This is a genomic window from Escherichia sp. KTE52 (assembly GCF_000408325.1).
Taxonomy (GTDB): domain Bacteria; phylum Pseudomonadota; class Gammaproteobacteria; order Enterobacterales; family Enterobacteriaceae; genus Escherichia; species Escherichia marmotae.
On sequence record NZ_KE138680.1, the window covers coordinates 2182582 to 2201667 of the forward strand.

Sequence of the window (19086 nt, forward strand, 5' to 3'; positions counted from 1 at the left end):
GGCATTTGTCACCATTGCCGGATGCGGCGAGAACGCCTTATCCGGCCTGCGAGTGGCACGAGAATTGTAGGCCTGATAAGCGTAGCGCATCAGGCAGTCTGGCGTTGGTCATAACCCCATCATCCTCTGTAGCGGACATAACAACATGAAAGAACTTGTGGTCGTTGCCATTGGTGGCAACAGCATTATCAAAGATAACGCCAGCCAGTCGATTGAGCATCAGGCGGAGGCGGTGAAAGCCGTCGCCGATACGGTGCTGGAAATGCTGGCTTCCGATTACGACATTGTGCTGACCCACGGCAATGGGCCGCAGGTCGGTCTGGATTTACGCCGCGCGGAGATTGCCCATGAGCGAGAAGGGCTGCCCCTAACGCCGCTGGCGAACTGTGTGGCAGATACGCAAGGCGGCATTGGCTACCTGATCCAACAGGCGCTGAATAACCGGCTTGCCCGCCACGGCGAGAAAAAAGCCGTCACCGTGGTGACTCAGGTGGAAGTGGATAAAAACGATCCGGGTTTTGCTCATCCCACCAAACCTATTGGCGCATTCTTCAGTGAAACCCAGCGTGACGCATTACAAAAGGCAAACCCTGACTGGCGTTTTGTAGAAGATGCCGGACGGGGCTATCGCCGCGTTGTCGCCTCGCCGGAACCGAAACGTATTGTCGAAGCACCTGCTATTAAAGCGCTGATCCAACAGGGCTTTGTGGTGATTGGCGCGGGCGGCGGCGGCATTCCGGTGGTACGCAGCGAAGCGGGGGATTACCAAAGCGTGGACGCGGTTATCGACAAAGATCTCTCTACCGCGCTACTGGCGCGTGAAATTCACGCCGACATTCTGGTGATCACCACCGGTGTGGAAAAAGTGTGTATCCACTTTGGCAAACCGCAGCAGCAGGCGCTGGATCGCGTAGATATTGCCACTATGACCCGTTATATGCAGGAAGGGCATTTCCCGCCCGGCAGCATGTTGCCAAAAATCATCGCCAGCCTGACGTTCCTGGAACAGGGCGGCAAAGAAGTGATTATCACCACGCCGGAATGCCTGCCCGCGGCGCTGCGCGGTGAAACGGGCACTCATATTATTAAAACGTAAGGACGTAAGATGAAAGAAAGCAATAGCCGCCGTGAGTTTCTGAGCCAGAGCGGTAAGATGGTCACCGCCGCCGCGCTGTTTGGTACGTCTGTGCCGCTTGCCCATGCGGCAGCCTCTGACACAATCCACTGCGAAGCGAACAACACCATGAAAATCACTGACCCGCATTACTATCTCGACAACGTGCTGCTGGAAAACGGTTTTGACTACGAAAACGGCGTGGCGGTGCAGACCCGCACGGCGCGCCAGACCGTGGAGATTCAGGACGGCAAAATTGTTGCGCTGCGCGAGAACAAGCAGCATCCGGACGCCACGCTGCCGCACTATGACGCTGGCGGTAAGTTGATGTTGCCCACCACCCGCGACATGCATATTCATCTCGACAAAACCTTTTACGGCGGGCCGTGGCGTTCACTCAATCGCCCGGCAGGCACCACCATCCAGGACATGATCAAGCTCGAGCAGAAAATACTGCCGGAGCTGCAACCGTACACTCAGGAGCGGGCGGAAAAACTGATCGATTTATTGCAGTCGAAAGGCACCACCATTGCCCGCAGCCACTGCAATATCGAACCGGTTTCCGGCCTGAAAAATCTGCAAAATTTGCAGGCGGTGCTGGCGCGACGTCAGGCGGGCTTCGAGTGTGAAATTGTCGCCTTCCCGCAGCACGGTTTGCTGCTGTCGAAATCGGAACCCTTAATGCGCGAAGCGATGCAGGCAGGCGCGCATTACGTCGGCGGCCTGGACCCGACCAATGTTGATGGTGCGATGGAAAAATCTCTCGACACCATGTTCCAGATTGCGCTGGACTATGACAAAGGCGTCGATATTCACCTGCACGAAACCACTCCGGCGGGCGTGGCGGCCATCAATTATATGGTTGAAACGGTAGAGAAAACGCCGCAACTAAAAGGCAAGCTGACCATCAGCCACGCCTTTGCGCTGGCCATGCTCAACGAGCAACAGGTAGATGAACTGGCGCACCGGATGGCGGCGCAGCAAATTTCTATCGCCTCGACGGTGCCGATTGGCACGTTGCATATGCCGCTCAAGCAGCTACACGACAAGGGCGTAAAAGTGATGACCGGCACCGACAGCGTTATTGATCACTGGTCGCCTTACGGCCTGGGCGACATGCTGGAGAAAGCCAATTTGTACGCGCAGCTTTATATTCGCCCTAACGAACAAAACCTGTCCCGTTCGCTGTTTTTAGCCACTGGTGACGTTTTGCCGCTGAATGAAAAAGGCGAGCGCGTCTGGCCAAAAGCGCAGGATGATGCCAGTTTTGTGCTGGTGGATGCCTCCTGTTCCGCCGAGGCGGTGGCGCGTATCTCGCCGCGCACGGCGACGTTCCATAAAGGACAACTGGTATGGGGGAGTGTGACAGGGTGATGTGCATTTGACGCGTTTGTAACGGCGAGCAGTAACCCCAGGGATGGGGGCGCCTGAATATGGCTTTGTTGGCTTTGATTCTCCTGAACATGAGAAATAGTGTGTGGTTCCACTAACCACACAGCAAATCTTACGAGTCGCCTTAAGCATTCGGCAACGCATAACACTTCACCGGTTTACCATCTTTCATTTCCATCAACATGCGGCTGGTCTGTAACGGCTTATCCAGCATATTTTGCTGGAATTGGCCGAACGCCTGACGGGCGTCCTTAATTGCGACTTTTGCGGCATTAAGCGATTGTTGTGCCATTTTCGCAAAATGACTTTATTGGCGTTGGTGGTATTCGTTTTTGTCGGCGTTCAGTAGCAGAGCAACCAGCGTTTCATCGCCCTTAATGTCAATCTCACTCATTTAATTGTCTCGTTGAATAGTGACTGGACGTTATTAGAAGCCGCGCACTCCATGAAAAAGTTTCATCCGTAAGCCCGGCGGCAAAAAAATAAAATCCACAATCTTTGTGTCATAAAGCATAAATTCTGTGAATTATTTCCATCAGGCGATTTAAATTTCTTACGCATGTGTTTGATCAATGTTTTTATGAGATATATAACGTTTTATAGATGTAAAAATCGAGACTTTTCCTATAATGAGCGGGCGGTTTTTTTTCTTGCTGGTGATGTTCTGCCCTGCAAATTTCTTTTCCTTCACTCAAGGTATTTAGATGTTTTCGCTGACTTCGTTCCTCGACACGTTAACCTCTGTTAATCCAGAAAATGTGCCGATTTATGTCGCTATTGTGGTTGGGGTTTTGTTGTTGGGTTTCATTGTCCGTTACGCTATTCCTTCATTTAGGGTTTCAGCACGCTTTAAACAAAAAGCGAAAGCAATTCGGCTACTTGGCAATGAAAAACCGGCACAACAACTCGAAAAATTAGACGCGTTATTCTCTGATAAATTTTTTGCGCACCCCTGGAGCGAATTTAAAGAGTCTCTACATCGCCAGTTTGAGTTTGATGAAAACAGCGGGCAAAAAAAAATTAGCACCATCCGCTCAACGGCTCCGTCGTCAGCATGGTTTACGGAACCGTTATTAGTCGAAATTCCTCTCTATACAGAAGCGTTTAAACATCTCCCAGGCATCCTGACCGGAATTGGGATTATCGGCACCTTTTCGGGGCTGATGATTGGTTTGCACCATTTTGACCCCAGCACGCCAGAGCAGGTCAGCGCCAGTGTCGCTAACCTTTTACGCGACGTTCTGTATGCGTTTTTAGGTTCGGCATTTGCTATTACGTTCTCTATTCTGGTCACCATGTTTGAAAAATGGCGACTGGCGCAATGTTATAAAAATCTTGAACTCCTTACCGCCAGCATTGACCAGCTTTTTGAAGGCGGCGTCGGTGAAGATTACCTTTCGCAACTTCTTTCCAGTACTAAAGAAAACACCACCCATGCGAGGCAACTTAAGGATGGTCTGGTCACTGACCTGCGTGAAATGCTGCAAAACCTGGTAGATAGCCAGATGCGGGAAAATCAAAAGCTGGCAGAGACATTATCAACGACATATCGCGAGTCAGGCCAACAGTTTGCTGAACAGGTCAGTGGCGCTATTGAAACCAGTCTGAAAAATCCGCTGGATAAAATTGCTGGTGTGGTGCAAACCGCTTCCGGCGATCAGAGCCATCGTGTGCAGTCGATGCTGGAGAACGTCCTGACTGCCTTTATGAGCAAAATGGATAACACCTTTGGTCAGCAGTTCACCACCATGCAGGAGATGATGGGGCGTTCTGTGGAAGCCATTCAGTCGATGCAAAGCGGTTTTTCTACGTTGTTGCAGGATATGCGTCAGGCCGGGGATGACTCACGTCAGGGCAGCGCGCAACTGATCTCTCAACTGTTAAGCGAAATGAAAAGCGGTCAGCAGGAGATGCAGGCAGGGATGAATGAGATGCTGCGTAGTTTGCAGGAGTCCGTTGCCCGTATTGGCGCAGAAGGTGAGGGTGCGGGCGAACGGATGGCACAACAACTGGAAAAAATCTTTGCCGACAGTGAAGCGCGTGAAAAAGCGATGGCGGAACAGATGCGCGCTTTTATTGAGGCTATCCAGTCCAGTGTTCAGCAAGGGCAAAATGAAACCATGGAAAAAATGGCGGCTTCTGTGGATACGCTTGGCAGTCATATGGCAACGCTTTTCGCACAACTGGAAAATGGCCAGCAGCAACTTAATCAGCAGCAAAATCAGGCGCAAAATCTGCTGATAGGCAATATGAGCAAAGGGGTGGAAGCGCTGACGCAAAACCTGGCGGGCGTATTCAGCCAACTGGAGTCCGGGCAAAAACAGATGAGCCAGACTCAGGAACAAGGGCAACGCGTGCTGCATGAAGAGACTCAGCAGCTCCTGGCACGTAGCGAAGCGCGTGAGCAGGCGGCGGCCGAGCAACAACAACAGTTTATGACGTCGTTACAGCAAACCATGCATTCCAGCCAGGATGCCCTGCGAGAGAAAATGACCAGCGGTATTGATCAATTGGGTAGCCAACTTGGCAGCCTGTTTGGACAACTGGAAGACGGTCAGAAGTCGCTCAGTCAGCAACAGCAATCAGCGCAGAGTGCGTTGCAACAGGAAGCGCAGCGAATCATTGGTCAGCTTGAAAGTCAGGTTGAGTCGCTGATGCAGATGCTACGTGAACAGCAATCAGCCTCTGGCGAGTTGCTGCAACGGATGGCGCAAAACACCACGCGCCATCTGGAAGAGATACAAACAGGAGCCGACAAAATGCGCGTGGCCGCCGACCGCTTTGAAGCCGCGGGCGATCGCGTTGCCGAGGCTAATCAATTGACCGCCGAGGTGCTGAATAGCACGCAACAGGCAGGGCGCACGCTTTCCGGTGCCAGCGCGGAGTTGGGGGCATTGATTGCTGATTATCGTAATACCCGTGAAGTCGTGGCGAATGCCATAACCGCACTCGAAACGCTGATTAACCGTAGCCATGATGAACAATCATCCCGCAGCCGTTTTGTTGACGATCTGAAGGCGTATTCCGAACGCCTGCAACAATATAACCGCGAGGCTCAGGAGTTCCTGCATAACATTGCCGAGGTGATGGGAACCAGTTTTGAATCCTTTACGACCGGGGTGGAAAACGGCCTGAATCGTTCACTACAGGAGATGGATACGCAACTGACTAAAGCGGCAGGAGCCTTAAGTTCTTCGGTTGAGATTATCGGTGAAAGCGTGGATACGCTGGAAACGGTACTCCGTCATCGTCGCGCGTAAGGAACAGGCTGATGTTTAACCGGGTATTTAATGGCAGGCAACGGCGCAGCGATGAAGCGGAAAAACCTTTCTGGATCTCCTATGCAGATCTGATGACTGCCATGATGGTGTTGTTTCTGGTGGTGATGGTGGCGTCGCTTAGCTCTGTTACGCAGCGAATTCAGCAGGCGGAAGCCGGGGAGAAATCGCGCGGGCATGATATCGCTCGCCTGTGTGAAAAACTTGAACTTCAGGCAAAAAATCTCAACAAGACGATTCAGGTTGACTGCCATGATAACCGTATCAGCTTTGGTGAAGCAGGGCGTTTTGAGCACAATCGCTTCGCGCTTAACGCCGAAGGATTACAGGCGCTACAGGATGTGGTGCCGTTAGTGCTGGAGGCGGCAAATAGCGATGAAGGCAAAAAATGGTTTAAGCAAATTGTTATAGAAGGTTTTACGGATACCGATGGTTCTTATCTCTATAACTTGCATCTTTCGTTGCAACGCTCGGAGTGGGTGATGTGCAGTTTGCTGGATAGCAGAAGCGCGCTACAGCAAAAAATAACCCCGGAACAGCAAGTCCAGATCCGCAAATTATTTCTGGCGGGTGGGGTTTCGTTCAACAATGCGAAAGAGAGCAAAGAGGCCAGCCGTCGCGTAGAACTGCGGATGCAATTCTTTGGCCTGAAAGACAAAAAGCACGATGAAAGCATGGATGTTGTTCCAGGCATTAGCCAGGAAACCTGTCAGCTAGGAATCATGCAATGACTTCCGCTATTGAAAAACTGAAAACCCGCTTACTTCCCTACAGAGAGCAGAACGCGCAGCCGACGGTAAGTCACGCTTTTAACTATCTTCAGCGCGTTATCGCGCAACTTGAGAGAAAGGTAGATGCTCGCGCGGTGAAGATGGTTCCCCCTCTGGAGAAACGCCGACAGGCCATTGCCCGACTGCGTGCGGGGGAGATGCCAAAGCCCTTCGAATGGAAGATGATTTTTTTTGGCCTCAATGATGTAGCAGAAGGCGATCTGTTTGAAATTGCATTGATGGATGATGCAACAAACTTTGCGAGAATTATCGCTGAAATTGAACAAAAAATTGCGCAGCGGCGGTTAACGCGGCGGGAATGGCTGGCGTTATGTACCAGCTATTTTGGTCATGCCAGCGATACGCCAGAAAAGAATCCGCAGTGGCTGCAGCTACGCACGCAGATTGCCCACGGTTTTCAAAAACTTAAGGAGAGCGCGCCGCGTCAGATGTCCTGGATGTCGGTCATTGACACCTATAGCGATATTTTTACCGATAATGCAGGGTTTCTTCTCGGACAACAGCTCGGGCGCGGAGAAATAACGGATATTTCGGTGCTGGAGAAAGTTGCGCAAATTCCGCAAACCAGTTGGTTATGGCGCAAAATTGTTAACCACCTGGTCAATGAGATTTTTCGCCAGAATGACGATGATTTTCAGCAGAAAATTAATTCGCTTATCGCGTTAAGCCGCCAGCTTACGCGGTTTAAAGATAATATTCTGGCAGCCACTTTGACCCGTTATTATCAGTCGGCTTTTAAACATCAAACACATTTCGAACTCAAGCAATTGGCCCTGGAATATTGGGGAAATCCGCAGTTAACCAGTCGTAATAAAAGCTGGCAGGTTCACGTTGAAAATCCCGTATTACTGATGGTGCAAGGGTGGTTCGCCAAAGACGACCTGAAACTGTTCTTTGAGTTGCTGAAAGGCAATCGGGATGTTGACCATGCGCGCCTGTTCTACTGGCTACGTTTTGCCAATCAGATGAGCTATACGCGCATTGTGCTGGGCGAAGAGGCGCTGCGATCCAAAGATGCCGATTATGTTGAGTTCAGGGCGAAAAACGCAGGGCGATTAAGCCGCCTGCAAGGCTCTGGTTCACGCGATAACAATGCCATGATTATGCGCATTGGCGATTATCTGTTTGTCGAATTTTCGAAAGTGGGGGCGATGTATGCCTACCATATGGGGAATGCGCCCTTTAATCCGGAAACCGGCATTCTTGATATTGATTATGATCTGAAAGATAAGCGGAATAACCGGCGCAAAGTCCGGTTGCGTTTACCGCATTTGTCGCCGGTATTTCGCTACTCACTCAACCGAATTGAAGGTTGGATGAGCCGATATGACGAAGAACTTCGTAAGTTGGGTATTGATTACGTTGCGGAAGATGTAAATCAGCCCTCTGTCACTTTGGATGCCTCCCGCTTCAATGCGTCAAAGACCGTGAGTCGGCCAGAGCCTGCATCGTTGCCTGAACATGAAGTCAGTGATGCAAAGTCAGACCGGGAAGAGCAAACCAACATCATCGCCTCAGCGTTAAAAGCCAAAAAAGAGCTACCTGGCCGGGAACAGCAAATCCGGGAGGTTATTCGTTCGGTCGATTGTAAAGTGATGGATAAACGAGGGCTGGGGGGCGCAATCCACATTCAGTTCAATGAGCCTGACCATGAAGCGGCGCAAAAATTACTCAGCCTCGGGTTTAAACCGGTGCTGGGTAAATTTACTTACTGGAGCAAATAGTGTTCAAAAAATTGTTGGGTAAATTTATTAAAGAGAATACCTCACTACCCGCTTCATTTGTGCCGCTGTATGTAATGAAAGAGGAGGGCTTTGCTTTCCCCTTTAGTCTTGCTGATAGTGAAGATAACTGGCCTGTCGCCTCATGTCTGGAACAGCTTCATGAGGAAGATTATGTTTCACACTGGTCTGATTGCTGGTTTCTTAGCTGGGATGATTTTTATCGCATCCGGAAAAATGATGACTATGCCAGCAGCCTGGCGATTTTCGCTTTTCCTCCACAGCGCAATCTGACGGCTCATCTTGCTGCAACGGGAAGTATTAGCGATGATACTTTTCGCGTTTTCATTGATAAATGGACGCAGCCCGACGACTATCGCCCCGTCGGAATAACTTGCACGGGAGCCAGTTTTTCCTCTGCGGAAGGCACCTTTGTGTTAAGCGAAGAGAACTGGCAGCTTCTGGACGCACTACAGCAACTCAGATTGCAGCAGCGACAGACGCCGGGCGAAACGGTCAACCAAACCAGTTGGGCTAAAATACGGCGGCAGGCCAAAAAAGCAGGGGCAAAACTGGATGACTATCTCGCAAAAACGATCGTTATCAGGCCAGAATCGTTACAGTTAAAACTGCGAAAATCGCTGGTGGTAGATACTCCGGTACTGGAAATTGAACCGGTTTTTGATGAGCAGCCTGCAAACTGGTTACAGATTTTTGACCGTACGCAACAGGTGCAGGATCGTTACCGTGTTTTAGGGGATGATGGTGTCTTAAATCATGTCATTCTTTCTCCTGAAGTCAAAGACGTCCTGACCTCCGTGCACGCTATTACCGGGCGTCGCGTGGCGGGGGATGATGCGCTCTCATTTGTTCGCAATCCCTACACCTGGATTGGTGAAGAGGCGAGCCAGGTGCTCGATCCTGACGTTTACGAGCAGAATTTACAGGACGCCGGGATCTACTTTTATGATTTTCGTCTGGAGCCGCAGATCGATGAAAACAGGCAAATTGCATCTGTAACGCTTTTTCTCAGCCCCAGAACTGAACAATCCGTGCCGGATGAAACCTATATCTTTAAACGCCCAGGTGAACTGGCGGCGTTGCTCTCTGAACTGGAACAAAAGTTAGCGGCACAACTGCCCGCCGGAGTCTGGCAGGGTTACGATCTGGAGCTTTCCAGATTCAGCCAGGAAGAACTGCAAGGTTATCAGGCGTTGCTTGAAAACTGGCAGCAACAGGCGGCGGGAATGAATTTTACCCACGTTCTCGATCTCAACAAATACAGTGACCGGGTTATCGGGATCGGTGAATTTGAAAAAATCAGTTCGCCTTATCTGGTCAAAAGTGAAAGTGAAAAATGGCTTCCGGAGAACCTTGCGCAAGAGATGTGCGAGGTCATGTTCTCTGGCTGGGATCTCGATAATCATCAACATTTTCAGGAACTGGAAGAGCGGCTGGAAGAGGCAAAAGCCACGGATGCGCCGGAAGTTGCCATGCCCTGGAACGACAACCTTTTGCCTCGCGAAGAAGCAGAAATTTTCCACGATAAATGGAAAAAGAAAATCGATGGCGAAACAAATGATGGCGTAAGCAGTGAACCGGTTAGTCGTGCCGTTCTGCTGATAGAACAAAATATTGAGCAGGCGCTGTATGTTAAACAACGGCGGGATTCCTTGCTCGGCGCACATCAGGCAGAAGTCGAACTGCCGATGATCCTCAAAACGTCCATTCAGCTACGTGAACATCAGCGTAAAGGGGTGGCGTGGCTCCAACAGTTGTATCTAAAGTCGCCAACCGAGACGGCGGGATGTTTACTGGCGGACGATATGGGGTTGGGTAAAACCTTACAGATTTTAACCTTTCTCATCTGGCATCGAGAACGTTTCCCGGATGCGCCCCCCTCGCTGATTGTTGCTCCGGTATCGTTACTCGATAACTGGGAACGTGAGGTCGGGAATTTCTTCCTGCGCGAGCAGGTGTCGATTTTAAAACTCTATGGTAATGAGCTTAAGGCGAAGAAGTGCGCGAAAGAGAGCATTCCTCAGGCACTTAAAAGCAAGGGCATTAAGAACTTACTGCAAAATGACTGGGTGGGTGACGCGCATATTGTTCTTACTACCTACGAGACGTTGCGCGATCAGGAATTTTCCCTGGCTCGTCAGCCCTGGTCCATAATGGTGTGCGACGAAGCGCAGAAAATCAAAAATCCGGCGGCATTAATAACCCAATCGGCAAAAGCCATTCAGGCGCAATTTAAAGTCGCATGTACCGGAACACCAGTCGAAAACACCCTTGTCGATCTGTGGTGTTTATTTGACTTCGTTCAGCCGGGGTTGTTGGGGGCTTTAAATAATTTTGGTAAAGATTATCTGCGCCCCATTGAGCAACAGAATGATAATGCTGTCCTCGAATCGCTACGCAAATTAATAGAACCGCAGACACTGCGCCGCACCAAAGAAGAAGTAGCGAAAGATCTGCCGGATAAGATTGAAGATCAGTACTGTAAACAGTTGAATATGCTGCCATTGCAACGGGATCTCTATACCCACTCGGTTGTAAGCTGGCAAAACCAACAGGAGATCAGCGAAGGGCTGGATCAACGAGGCTCAGGTATGCTGGGGTTGCTGCATCGGTTGAAACTTATTTGCGCATGGCCTTATTCCGTAAGTGCAGATTTGCGCTTACGTAACGATGCTCCGAAAGTAAAATGGCTGCTGGAGACGTTAAACACCATTCGCCAGTCATCTGATGACAAAGTGATTATTTTTACGGAACTGCGCGATATTCAACGAGAGCTGCAACATCTGATTGCGCAGCATTTTGGCTTTAAGCCTTTTATTATTAATGGTGATACCAGCACCAAATCTGGCAGTGACCAAAATCGTCAGAGCCTGATCGATGCATTTCAATCAACGCTAGGTTTTAACGTTATTATTTTATCCACCATCGCCGTTGGGTTTGGCGTCAATGTCCAAAAAGCGAATCATGTCATCCACTTTACCCGCTGTTGGAATCCGGCGAAGGAAGATCAGGCGACTGACAGAGCCTACCGCATTGGGCAGCAGAAAGATGTTTACGTCTATTATCCGACAGTGCGTGATAGCCAGTTAATGACTTTTGAAGAAACGCTGGATGAATTACTGAACCGACGCAGAGCGTTGGCCAGAGATATGCTCAAAGGGGCAAGCGATCTGACCGCCGCAGATTTTGAAGCGGTGCTGGCGGGCGCTCCCCCGACATAGGGAACGCAATGGTTGATGACAAGACTTAAAAGAGCGCGAAGTTGCCCCCTTCTATAACCCTGAATATGCCGGGGCAGGGCAAGTCAACCGACAGGGATTCGGTGTTGCTTGGTTTATGAATAATAAATATATTTTGTGAATGTATGAGTTGACATTTATATGAAAAAAATCATAATTCCATCAAGTTTGCATGGGGCGCTTTCTGTATCTTATGCATCGCACCAAAGCCTGACAGCGAATAATACTGTAAGGCTCATATCAAAAACCGCCATTAGCTCATCAGGAAGAGCAGACGACAACCAGGATTGTTGTATGGTACGGGGTTCGAGGCCTCGATGGCGGTCCAACTTCTCAATTAAGTTGATGACCTGGATATACCATTATCAGCTCATCGCTGTGTTACCCCTTCATAAATCAGCCGTAGCGCGAAGACACCGATAATTGCACCAATAATCCGACTGGCGACATGCTGCATACGCCCGTATGCGCGACGCACGGTCGGTAAAGAAAACGCCTGGCTAAGAAATACACGCCAGATAACAGACGCGAGCACAATTCCTGCCCAGGCCATTAAACGCGCCCAGGTCGGCGTTTCTGTATTTAACGTCACTGAGAAGATACTGATAAAAAATAAAACTGTTTGTGGATTAGAGAGATCGGTAATTAATCCACGGCGGAAAAATACATACCACGGGGCACTAAGGGGCTGTTGTAGCGCGCTCATCTGTGGTGTTGATTGTCGGCGCATACTGTTCCAGGCAAACCATAAGAGATAAGTGCCGCCGACGATTTTAATGAGTGAGAAAATCTCTTCACACTGGGTAATGAGCGTTGCCATTCCAAACAACCCCAGCCCGGAATAGATGGCATCGCCCAACGCGACACCAAGCCCGGTGAGTACGCCCGCGCGACGGCCTGAAGCCAGACTGGTTTGAACCACGACAAAGAGATTTGCCCCGGGATTAAAAAAGGTGATAACGAACAGTCCAACGGTCAGGTAAACGGCGTGCAAAGGAACCATAGTGATTTCACTCATAAATAAGCTGAATTAACTTCATCATATTTATAGTAAAAATGACTGAATGCGAGCGCGATCACAAAGAACGCGGATCTAAAAAGAGTGCCACCTGTACGCGACAGGTGGCAAAGTGGCATCAAAAGAGATATTTCATACCCAGCATTCCCTGGGTATCGCTGTAACCGTTGTCACCCAACTGCTGGGCGACGTTGCCCCACAGTTGCAGACGCGGATTAAGCTGACCTTCCACCCCGACTTTTAACTCACCGATGTTACGCGCACCGATGATTTCATCGCTGATGCCATCCATCTTCACACTGTAATTGCGGGAGTTATAAATCCAGTTGGCTTCCACAAAAGGCTGGAAGGAACGCTCTTTATGCTCATCAAGAGCATTATGGCCTTGCAGATACGCTTTCACCCCCAGATGCGTTTGCAGGTTGCCTTCGGTGCTGTCCTCAACCAGAGTGCCATTGTCTTCAGTATGATTGTCTGCCTTCACATCCATCCACGTCAGTTGCATTTTTGGCTGCAACCAGTAGCTGGTACGCGCATCGGCGCTTTCACCAAGACGGAAGGTATAACCCGCTTCAATGGCAGCGGTTATGCCGTCAGAGTGATATTTCTCACCCGGCAGGTACTCGCCGGAGACGGTGTTATCAAACCAGTTATAGAGCAACCAGCTATCAACATAAGTCCCGGTTTTGTCCGCTTCGTTAGCGTACCAGGTGCCATACACCCCCACACTGTAGCCGTCGATTTGCCCACGTGAGCTGTACCCGGTCAGGTTGGAATGGGTGTGACTCTTGCTGTTGGCATAGCCAGCCATTAAGCCGAGATGCCAGCGATCAAGGTCATTACTGCTCCATTGTGCGAGGTCGCCGCCCAGTTGCAGAACATAACGGTTGCTCTGGGTGCTCAATTCATCCGAACGATCTTTAAAGCGATTATGCCCGCCAATGTTACGCATCCACAGGCTGGTTACTTTCTGCTCGCCGGTCAGCAGGTCGGTGTATTGTGTTTCCCCCAGACGGTCATGCAGTCGGGTATTAAACAGCGTATTTGCCGCCTGAATATTGGTCAGATAGCTGCCAATTTCCGGGCGATACAGATGTTTTCGTTCTGGTTGTGGAACAGATGGCGTAACAGGTGGCTCCGGTGTCACAGGCGGTTCTGGTGTTACAGGGGGTTCTGGTGTTACAGGGGGTTCTGGTGTTACAGGGGGCTCAGGGTCTGGTTCCGGGATGACGGGCAGTTCCGGTGGGGTATACGGTCCTGCGGGAATTTCACTGGTTAAAAACCAGTTCTGGTTGTCGCTTTTTACCACGTTGTAGTCATAGGGACCGGCAACAATACGACCTTCTTTACTGAAAACGCCCTCTGACAGGCCGTCAACCTCCACAATTTTTATCCCTTCCAGAGTATCCGCGCCCAGACCGCCCGCATTGTTGACCATGACGCGGGTACTACCGGAAGTATCACCTTTTACGATGAGTTTATCCGTTACGGAATTATCATCGCCTAATACCGTATGCATGACTAACAAACCATCATTGGCAGTATAGTTACCGTTAATGGTCAGTGTGGTCGGCGTGAACTCGTGGCCATTTTCATACGCAGACAACGTTGCTGTTCCAGCCAGTGCCAGCGTTTTTAACGTTTGTGAATAACCGTTTAAATCGAGATCTCCACCGCTGTCGACAATATAATCGGAGTTGGGGCTGAAGGTATCTACTTTACCAGCGCGTAGGCTGCCTTTAGTTATATAGGTATCACCAGTATAGATATTCGAGCCGGATAATGTGGTTGTTCCGGAACCTACCTGGTTAACCTGGCCTTTACCGTCTATGTATGAGGTCAGAACAAAATCAGCGTTGGTGTGATTAAAGTTTAATATTGAAGTGGTTGACGCATTTGTCCCCCCTAAATAAATTCGGGGTGTATTAATTGAACCAGCAGGCTGCGCAGCCTCACCTTGCGCACCTCCAATATTTAACATTCCTGTTCCGTTAGAGGAGACACCAACCCAGATATATGAATTCGCATTGATTACACCATCGTTGCTGACAGTGAGAATTCCGGTAGTATCAGAAACGGAAGATGTATTATATCCGCCAAGAAGTATATATGGGGCATTTACTGTTGAATTTTTGTCGGCAACCAGAACTTCTCCATAGCTACTCTGGTTAGCTGACAGAGAAGAATGGGCGTCAACATACCCAATATTCATTTGAGTCAGGGAAGTGAGTGTTCCGCCATTAGTAACAGATACTTTCCCTGTTCCCTGATCGCCAACAATAGCAATTTTAGAGGTGACTGATGAGCTTTCCCCATCAATAACCAACGTCCCCCTGGCATCACCATAAAACTCACCAACTCTTATTGATTGCAGGCCACTTATCTTACTACCATCTAACACGTATAACGTACCGGAGCCTTCGTTAGTGCCTAAAAAAATATTGGAGGAAGGTGTGTCGAACTGCCAGTTGGTATGGTTTGTTAAAGTGATGGAGCCTTCAGCATTATTACCAATGCTGGCTGCTGAAGTGGTAAGTGAAAGATTATCAATGAGTAATGAACCATTAGAGTCTTCACCTACTTTCAATGAGTTAAAATGCTCCCATCCGGGATCGTAGCCTTCTGACGCAATGAGTTTTATCTCTTCATTATTATTAATGACAACATTACTATCTGAATTTACAGGTGGGGTGATAGCCAAGGATACTGGCGTAAATAATATGGTATAAATGGCTATCGCCCGTGTCGATAAGCTTTTTTTTGCTGATTTCATATCACTCACTTTTATCCTTAAAAATTAAATGGCGAAATGCTTTTCTATTGCACATCTTTTCTTCCTGAAACCTTGCAAGGCGTAAGTATGCAATTCTCTAAATAAGAATATCTGTAACAGATGCTGCAATAAATATATTAAAGTGTTAGTTATTTATTGCATTGATAGCTTTTTGTGGTTTGTCATCGATGTCAATATGTTAACATGGTATTTCTGAAAAAAATAATAATAAATCGTCTTAAGAACTATAAAAGTGCAATAAATAAAGCTTATATAAATCAATTAAATAGATGGTTAAAGTTTTTTTATTAAGAAAAATGATGTGGACTTCATGATTTTTACATTGAGTTTCTGGCAGGGTGAAAATTTGAGATTATTATAAAAAATAATTCAAATGATACCAGCGACAATTGCAGGAAGAGTTATTAACTGGCAGGAGAAGTGGAATTCACATTAAGAATAATACAAATATATTCTCTTTTGCTATAGATTTTTCTTAATCGCTGAACTACTTATTAATCAACCCTGATGATGACTGTTAGCTTCAGGGTATTAGCCTAATCACACATCATGGAGTTCACCGATGAAAACTGGAACTAAGCTCTTAGTTGGTGCGTTAGCTTTTGTTGTCACAAACGTTTATGCAGCGGAATTGATGACCAAAGCGGAATTTGAAAAGGTTGAATCGCAATATGAAAAAATAGGTGATATTTCAACAAGTAATGAAATGTCGACCGCAGATGCGAAAGAAGATTTGATCAAAAAAGCGGATGAAAAAGGGGCTGATGTGTTAGTGCTGACCTCCGGTCAGACTGACAATAAGATCCACGGCACGGCAAATATTTATAAGAAGAAGTAATTCTTAAGTCCATGTAAACATGCCTAATGCGCACGTTTATCAGTAAATGCAACATATTGATATTCATAGTTTTGCAGGCCGGATGAGGCGTTCACGCCGCGTCCGGCAATTTAATTTTTTAATCGCCGCCAGAACGTCGTGCGGCTGATGCCTAAATAATTCGCTGCTGCTGTTTTATCGCCGTTAAATTTCTCCAGCGCCTGCCGTGGTGTCAGCACGGTGGCGGCGATAACGTTAACCGATTCTTTGGCCAGTTCTGGCAATAATCGCTGCAGAAATTGCAGCGTTAAATCTGGCATCGGTTCCACGCTTAAAAATAGCGCCAGTCGTTCCATCATATTGCGTAGTTCGCGAATATTCCCCGGCCACTTATAGTGCAATAACACCGCCTGGCAGGTATTTAACCCCTCGCGTAACGCAGCAGAATACGGGGCGGTAAGTGCTGCCAGTGACACTTTCAAAAAGCTTTCCGCCAGCGGCAGAATATCCGCAACCCGCTCGCGTAGTGGGGGTAACTGCAGGCGCAAAATACTCAGCCGATAAAACAGAACACGGCGAAACCGCCCTTGCTGCATATCCTCTTGCAGATTGCAGTGGGTGGCGCTGATAACTCGCACATTCACCGGAATCGGTTGATGCCCGCCGACGCGGGTGACCTCTTTTTCTTCCAATACCCGCAGCAGGCGAGTCTGCAACGGCAGCGGCATTTCGCCTATCTCATCCAGAAACAGCGTGCCGCCGTGGGCAATTTCGAACAGCCCGGCGCGGCCTCCGCGTCGCGAGCCGGTAAATGCCCCTTCCTCATAGCCAAACAACTCCGCTTCCAGCAGTGATTCAGCAATCGCCCCGCAGTTAACGGCAACAAACGGATGCGATTTTTTCCCCTGTCGCGCATCGTGGCGGGCAACGTATTCCCGATGAATTGCCTGCGCTGCCAGCTCTTTGCCGGTTCCTGTTTCTCCCTCAATCAGCACCGCAGCATTTGAGCGGGCATACAGCAAAATGGTTTGCCGCACCTGTTCCATCTGTGGCGATTGACCGAGCATATCGCCCAGAACGTAGCGAGTACGCAGCGCGTTGCGGGTCGCATCGTGGGCGTTATGGCGTAGCGTCATGCGCGTCATATCCAGCGCATCGCTGAATGCCTGGCGCACGGTGGCGGCAGAATAGATAAAAACGCCGGTCATCCCGGCTTCTTCTGCCAGATCGGTAATCAGCCCAGCACCAACTACCGCTTCGGCGCCGTTGGCTTTCAGTTCGTTGATCTGCCCACGTGCGTCTTCTTCGGTGATGTAGCAGCGTTGGTCGAGGCGCAAATGAAACGTTTTTTGAAAAGCCACCAGCGCCGGGATAGTTTCCTGATAGGTGACGACGCCGATAGACGAGGTGAGTTTTCCCGCTTTTGCCAGCGCCTGTAATACGTCAAAGCCGCTGGGTTTAATCAGAATCACCGGCACCGACAGGCGGCTTTTCAGGTACGCGCCGTTAGAGCCTGCGGCGATGATGGCGTCGCAGCGTTCGCTTGCCAGTTTCTTACGGATGTAGGCCACCGCTTTCTCAAAGCCAAGCTGGATAGGGGTAATGTTCGCCAGGTGATCAAACTCGAGGCTGATATCGCGAAACAGCTCGAACAAGCGCGTCACCGATACTGTCCAGATAACCGGTTTATCGTCGTTAAGTCGAGGTGGATGTGCCATTGCGCGCCATAAATCAAGAAACCGAATATTGGGTTTAGACTTGTTTCATCATTGTTGCAATGAAACGCAGTGAAACATTGTCTGAAACGTTAACTGAAACGCATATTTGCGGATTAATTAAGCGTGGTTTTAATAACTTATTGAAATTTAATACTTAGTTTGATTTGAGTAATTGTGGCACAGCCCTTGCTTTGTGTTTATCAACGAAATAACAAGTTGATAACAAAGGATGGGCTATGTCTCTACACTCTCCAGGTAAAGCGTTTCGCGCCGCACTCACCAAAGAAACCCCGTTGCAAATTGTCGGCACCATTAACGCTAACCATGCGTTGCTGGCACAGCGTGCCGGATATCAGGCAATTTATCTCTCCGGCGGCGGTGTGGCGGCCGGTTCGCTGGGGTTGCCCGATCTCGGTATTTCTACCCTTGATGATGTACTGACCGATATTCGCCGTATTACCGACGTTTGCTCGCTGCCGTTGCTGGTCGATGCTGATATTGGTTTTGGCTCTTCGGCCTTTAACGTCGCTCGTACAGTGAAATCGATGATTAAGGCCGGTGCGGCGGGGCTGCATATTGAAGATCAGGTTGGTGCGAAACGCTGCGGTCATCGTCCGAATAAAGCGATCGTCTCGAAAGAGGAGATGGTGGATCGGATCCGTGCGGCGGTGGATGCGAAAACCGATCCTGATTTTGTGATCATGGCGCGCACCGATGCGCTGGCGGTTGAAGGGCTGGACGCGGCGATTGAGCGTGCGCAGGCTTACGTTGAAGCCGGTGCCGAGATGTTGTTCCCGGAGGCGATTACCGAACTCGCCATGTACCGCCAGTTTGCCGATGCGGTGCAGGTGCCGATCCTTGCCAACATTACCGAATTTGGCGCTACGCCGCTGTTTACCACCGATGAATTACGCAGCGCTCATGTCGCAATGGCGCTGTACCCTCTGTCAGCGTTCCGCGCCATGAACCGCGCTGCCGAACATGTCTACAACGTCCTGCGTCAGGAAGGCACGCAGAAAAGCGTCATCGACACCATGCAAACCCGCAACGAGCTGTACGAAAGCATCAACTACTACCAGTACGAAGAGAAGCTCGACGATCTGTTTGCCCGTAGTCAGGCGAAATAAAACAAACGCCCGTTGGTTGTATCCGACAACCAATGCCTGATGCGCCGCTGACGCGA

12 protein-coding genes are annotated in these 19086 nt (G+C 49.4%); 8 read left to right on the plus strand and 4 right to left on the minus strand.

The window, feature by feature from the left end:
- The first annotated feature begins 145 nt into the window (after positions 1-145).
- Both A1SC_RS01615 and A1SC_RS01610 read left to right on the plus strand, forming a co-directional pair.
- Positions 146-1096, plus strand: coding sequence for a carbamate kinase family protein (locus A1SC_RS01615; protein WP_000661655.1), 951 nt, complete (start codon positions 146-148; stop codon positions 1094-1096).
- 9 nt (positions 1097-1105) lie between these two features.
- Positions 1106-2488 (plus strand): amidohydrolase family protein, encoded by a 1383-nt coding sequence (locus A1SC_RS01610; RefSeq protein WP_016262964.1) that lies wholly within the window; start codon positions 1106-1108, stop codon positions 2486-2488.
- 142 nt (positions 2489-2630) lie between these two features.
- Here the strand turns inward: A1SC_RS01610 and A1SC_RS24250 are convergent, their stop codons facing one another.
- Complete coding sequence (locus A1SC_RS24250; protein WP_010377087.1) at positions 2631-2798, minus strand: hypothetical protein; 168 nt, start codon at positions 2796-2798, stop codon at positions 2631-2633.
- A gap of 412 nt (positions 2799-3210) precedes the next feature.
- Here A1SC_RS24250 and zorA1 point away from each other — a divergent pair, with 412 nt between their 5' ends.
- From zorA1 to zorD, 4 genes are read left to right on the plus strand one after another with little or no spacing between them, the layout of a single operon-like run.
- Positions 3211-5766, plus strand: coding sequence for a type I Zorya anti-phage system protein ZorA1 (gene zorA1 / locus A1SC_RS01605; RefSeq protein ID WP_016262965.1), 2556 nt, complete (start codon positions 3211-3213; stop codon positions 5764-5766).
- Positions 5767-5777: 11 nt separating this feature from the next.
- Positions 5778-6515 (plus strand): type I Zorya anti-phage system protein ZorB1, encoded by a 738-nt coding sequence (gene zorB1, locus A1SC_RS01600; RefSeq protein WP_000483326.1) that lies wholly within the window; start codon positions 5778-5780, stop codon positions 6513-6515.
- Positions 6512-8299 carry a type I Zorya anti-phage system protein ZorC gene (zorC, locus tag A1SC_RS01595; RefSeq protein ID WP_016248392.1) on the plus strand — a complete coding sequence of 596 codons (1788 nt, stop codon included), beginning with the start codon at positions 6512-6514 and terminating at the stop codon, positions 8297-8299. Before zorB1 ends, zorC begins: the two co-directional genes overlap by 4 nt.
- On the plus strand, positions 8299-11538 hold the full coding sequence (zorD, locus tag A1SC_RS01590; RefSeq protein WP_016262966.1) for a type I Zorya anti-phage system protein ZorD: 3240 nt from the start codon (positions 8299-8301) through the stop codon (positions 11536-11538). Before zorC ends, zorD begins: the two co-directional genes overlap by 1 nt.
- A gap of 388 nt (positions 11539-11926) precedes the next feature.
- Here zorD and A1SC_RS01585 read toward each other — a convergent pair whose 3' ends face one another.
- Complete coding sequence (locus A1SC_RS01585) at positions 11927-12559, minus strand: LysE family transporter (RefSeq protein WP_016262967.1); 633 nt, start codon at positions 12557-12559, stop codon at positions 11927-11929.
- A 133-nt stretch (positions 12560-12692) separates the two neighbouring features.
- Positions 12693-15347: an autotransporter outer membrane beta-barrel domain-containing protein gene (locus A1SC_RS24840; protein ID WP_024214661.1), complete on the minus strand. Its 2655-nt coding sequence runs from the start codon at positions 15345-15347 to the stop codon at positions 12693-12695.
- A 583-nt stretch (positions 15348-15930) separates the two neighbouring features.
- On the opposite strand from A1SC_RS24840, the gene yahO reads away from it, so the two are divergent.
- Positions 15931-16206 carry a DUF1471 family periplasmic protein YahO gene (gene yahO, locus A1SC_RS01580; RefSeq protein WP_000848012.1) on the plus strand — a complete coding sequence of 92 codons (276 nt, stop codon included), beginning with the start codon at positions 15931-15933 and terminating at the stop codon, positions 16204-16206.
- A 110-nt stretch (positions 16207-16316) separates the two neighbouring features.
- Here the strand turns inward: yahO and prpR are convergent, their stop codons facing one another.
- Entirely contained in the window at positions 16317-17903 is a 1587-nt protein-coding gene (gene prpR / locus A1SC_RS01575) for a propionate catabolism operon regulatory protein PrpR (protein ID WP_016262969.1), read from the minus strand.
- Between the two features lie 236 nt (positions 17904-18139).
- On the opposite strand from prpR, the gene prpB reads away from it, so the two are divergent.
- On the plus strand, positions 18140-19030 hold the full coding sequence (gene prpB, locus A1SC_RS01570; protein WP_001515833.1) for a methylisocitrate lyase: 891 nt from the start codon (positions 18140-18142) through the stop codon (positions 19028-19030).
- Positions 19031-19086 lie beyond the last annotated feature (56 nt).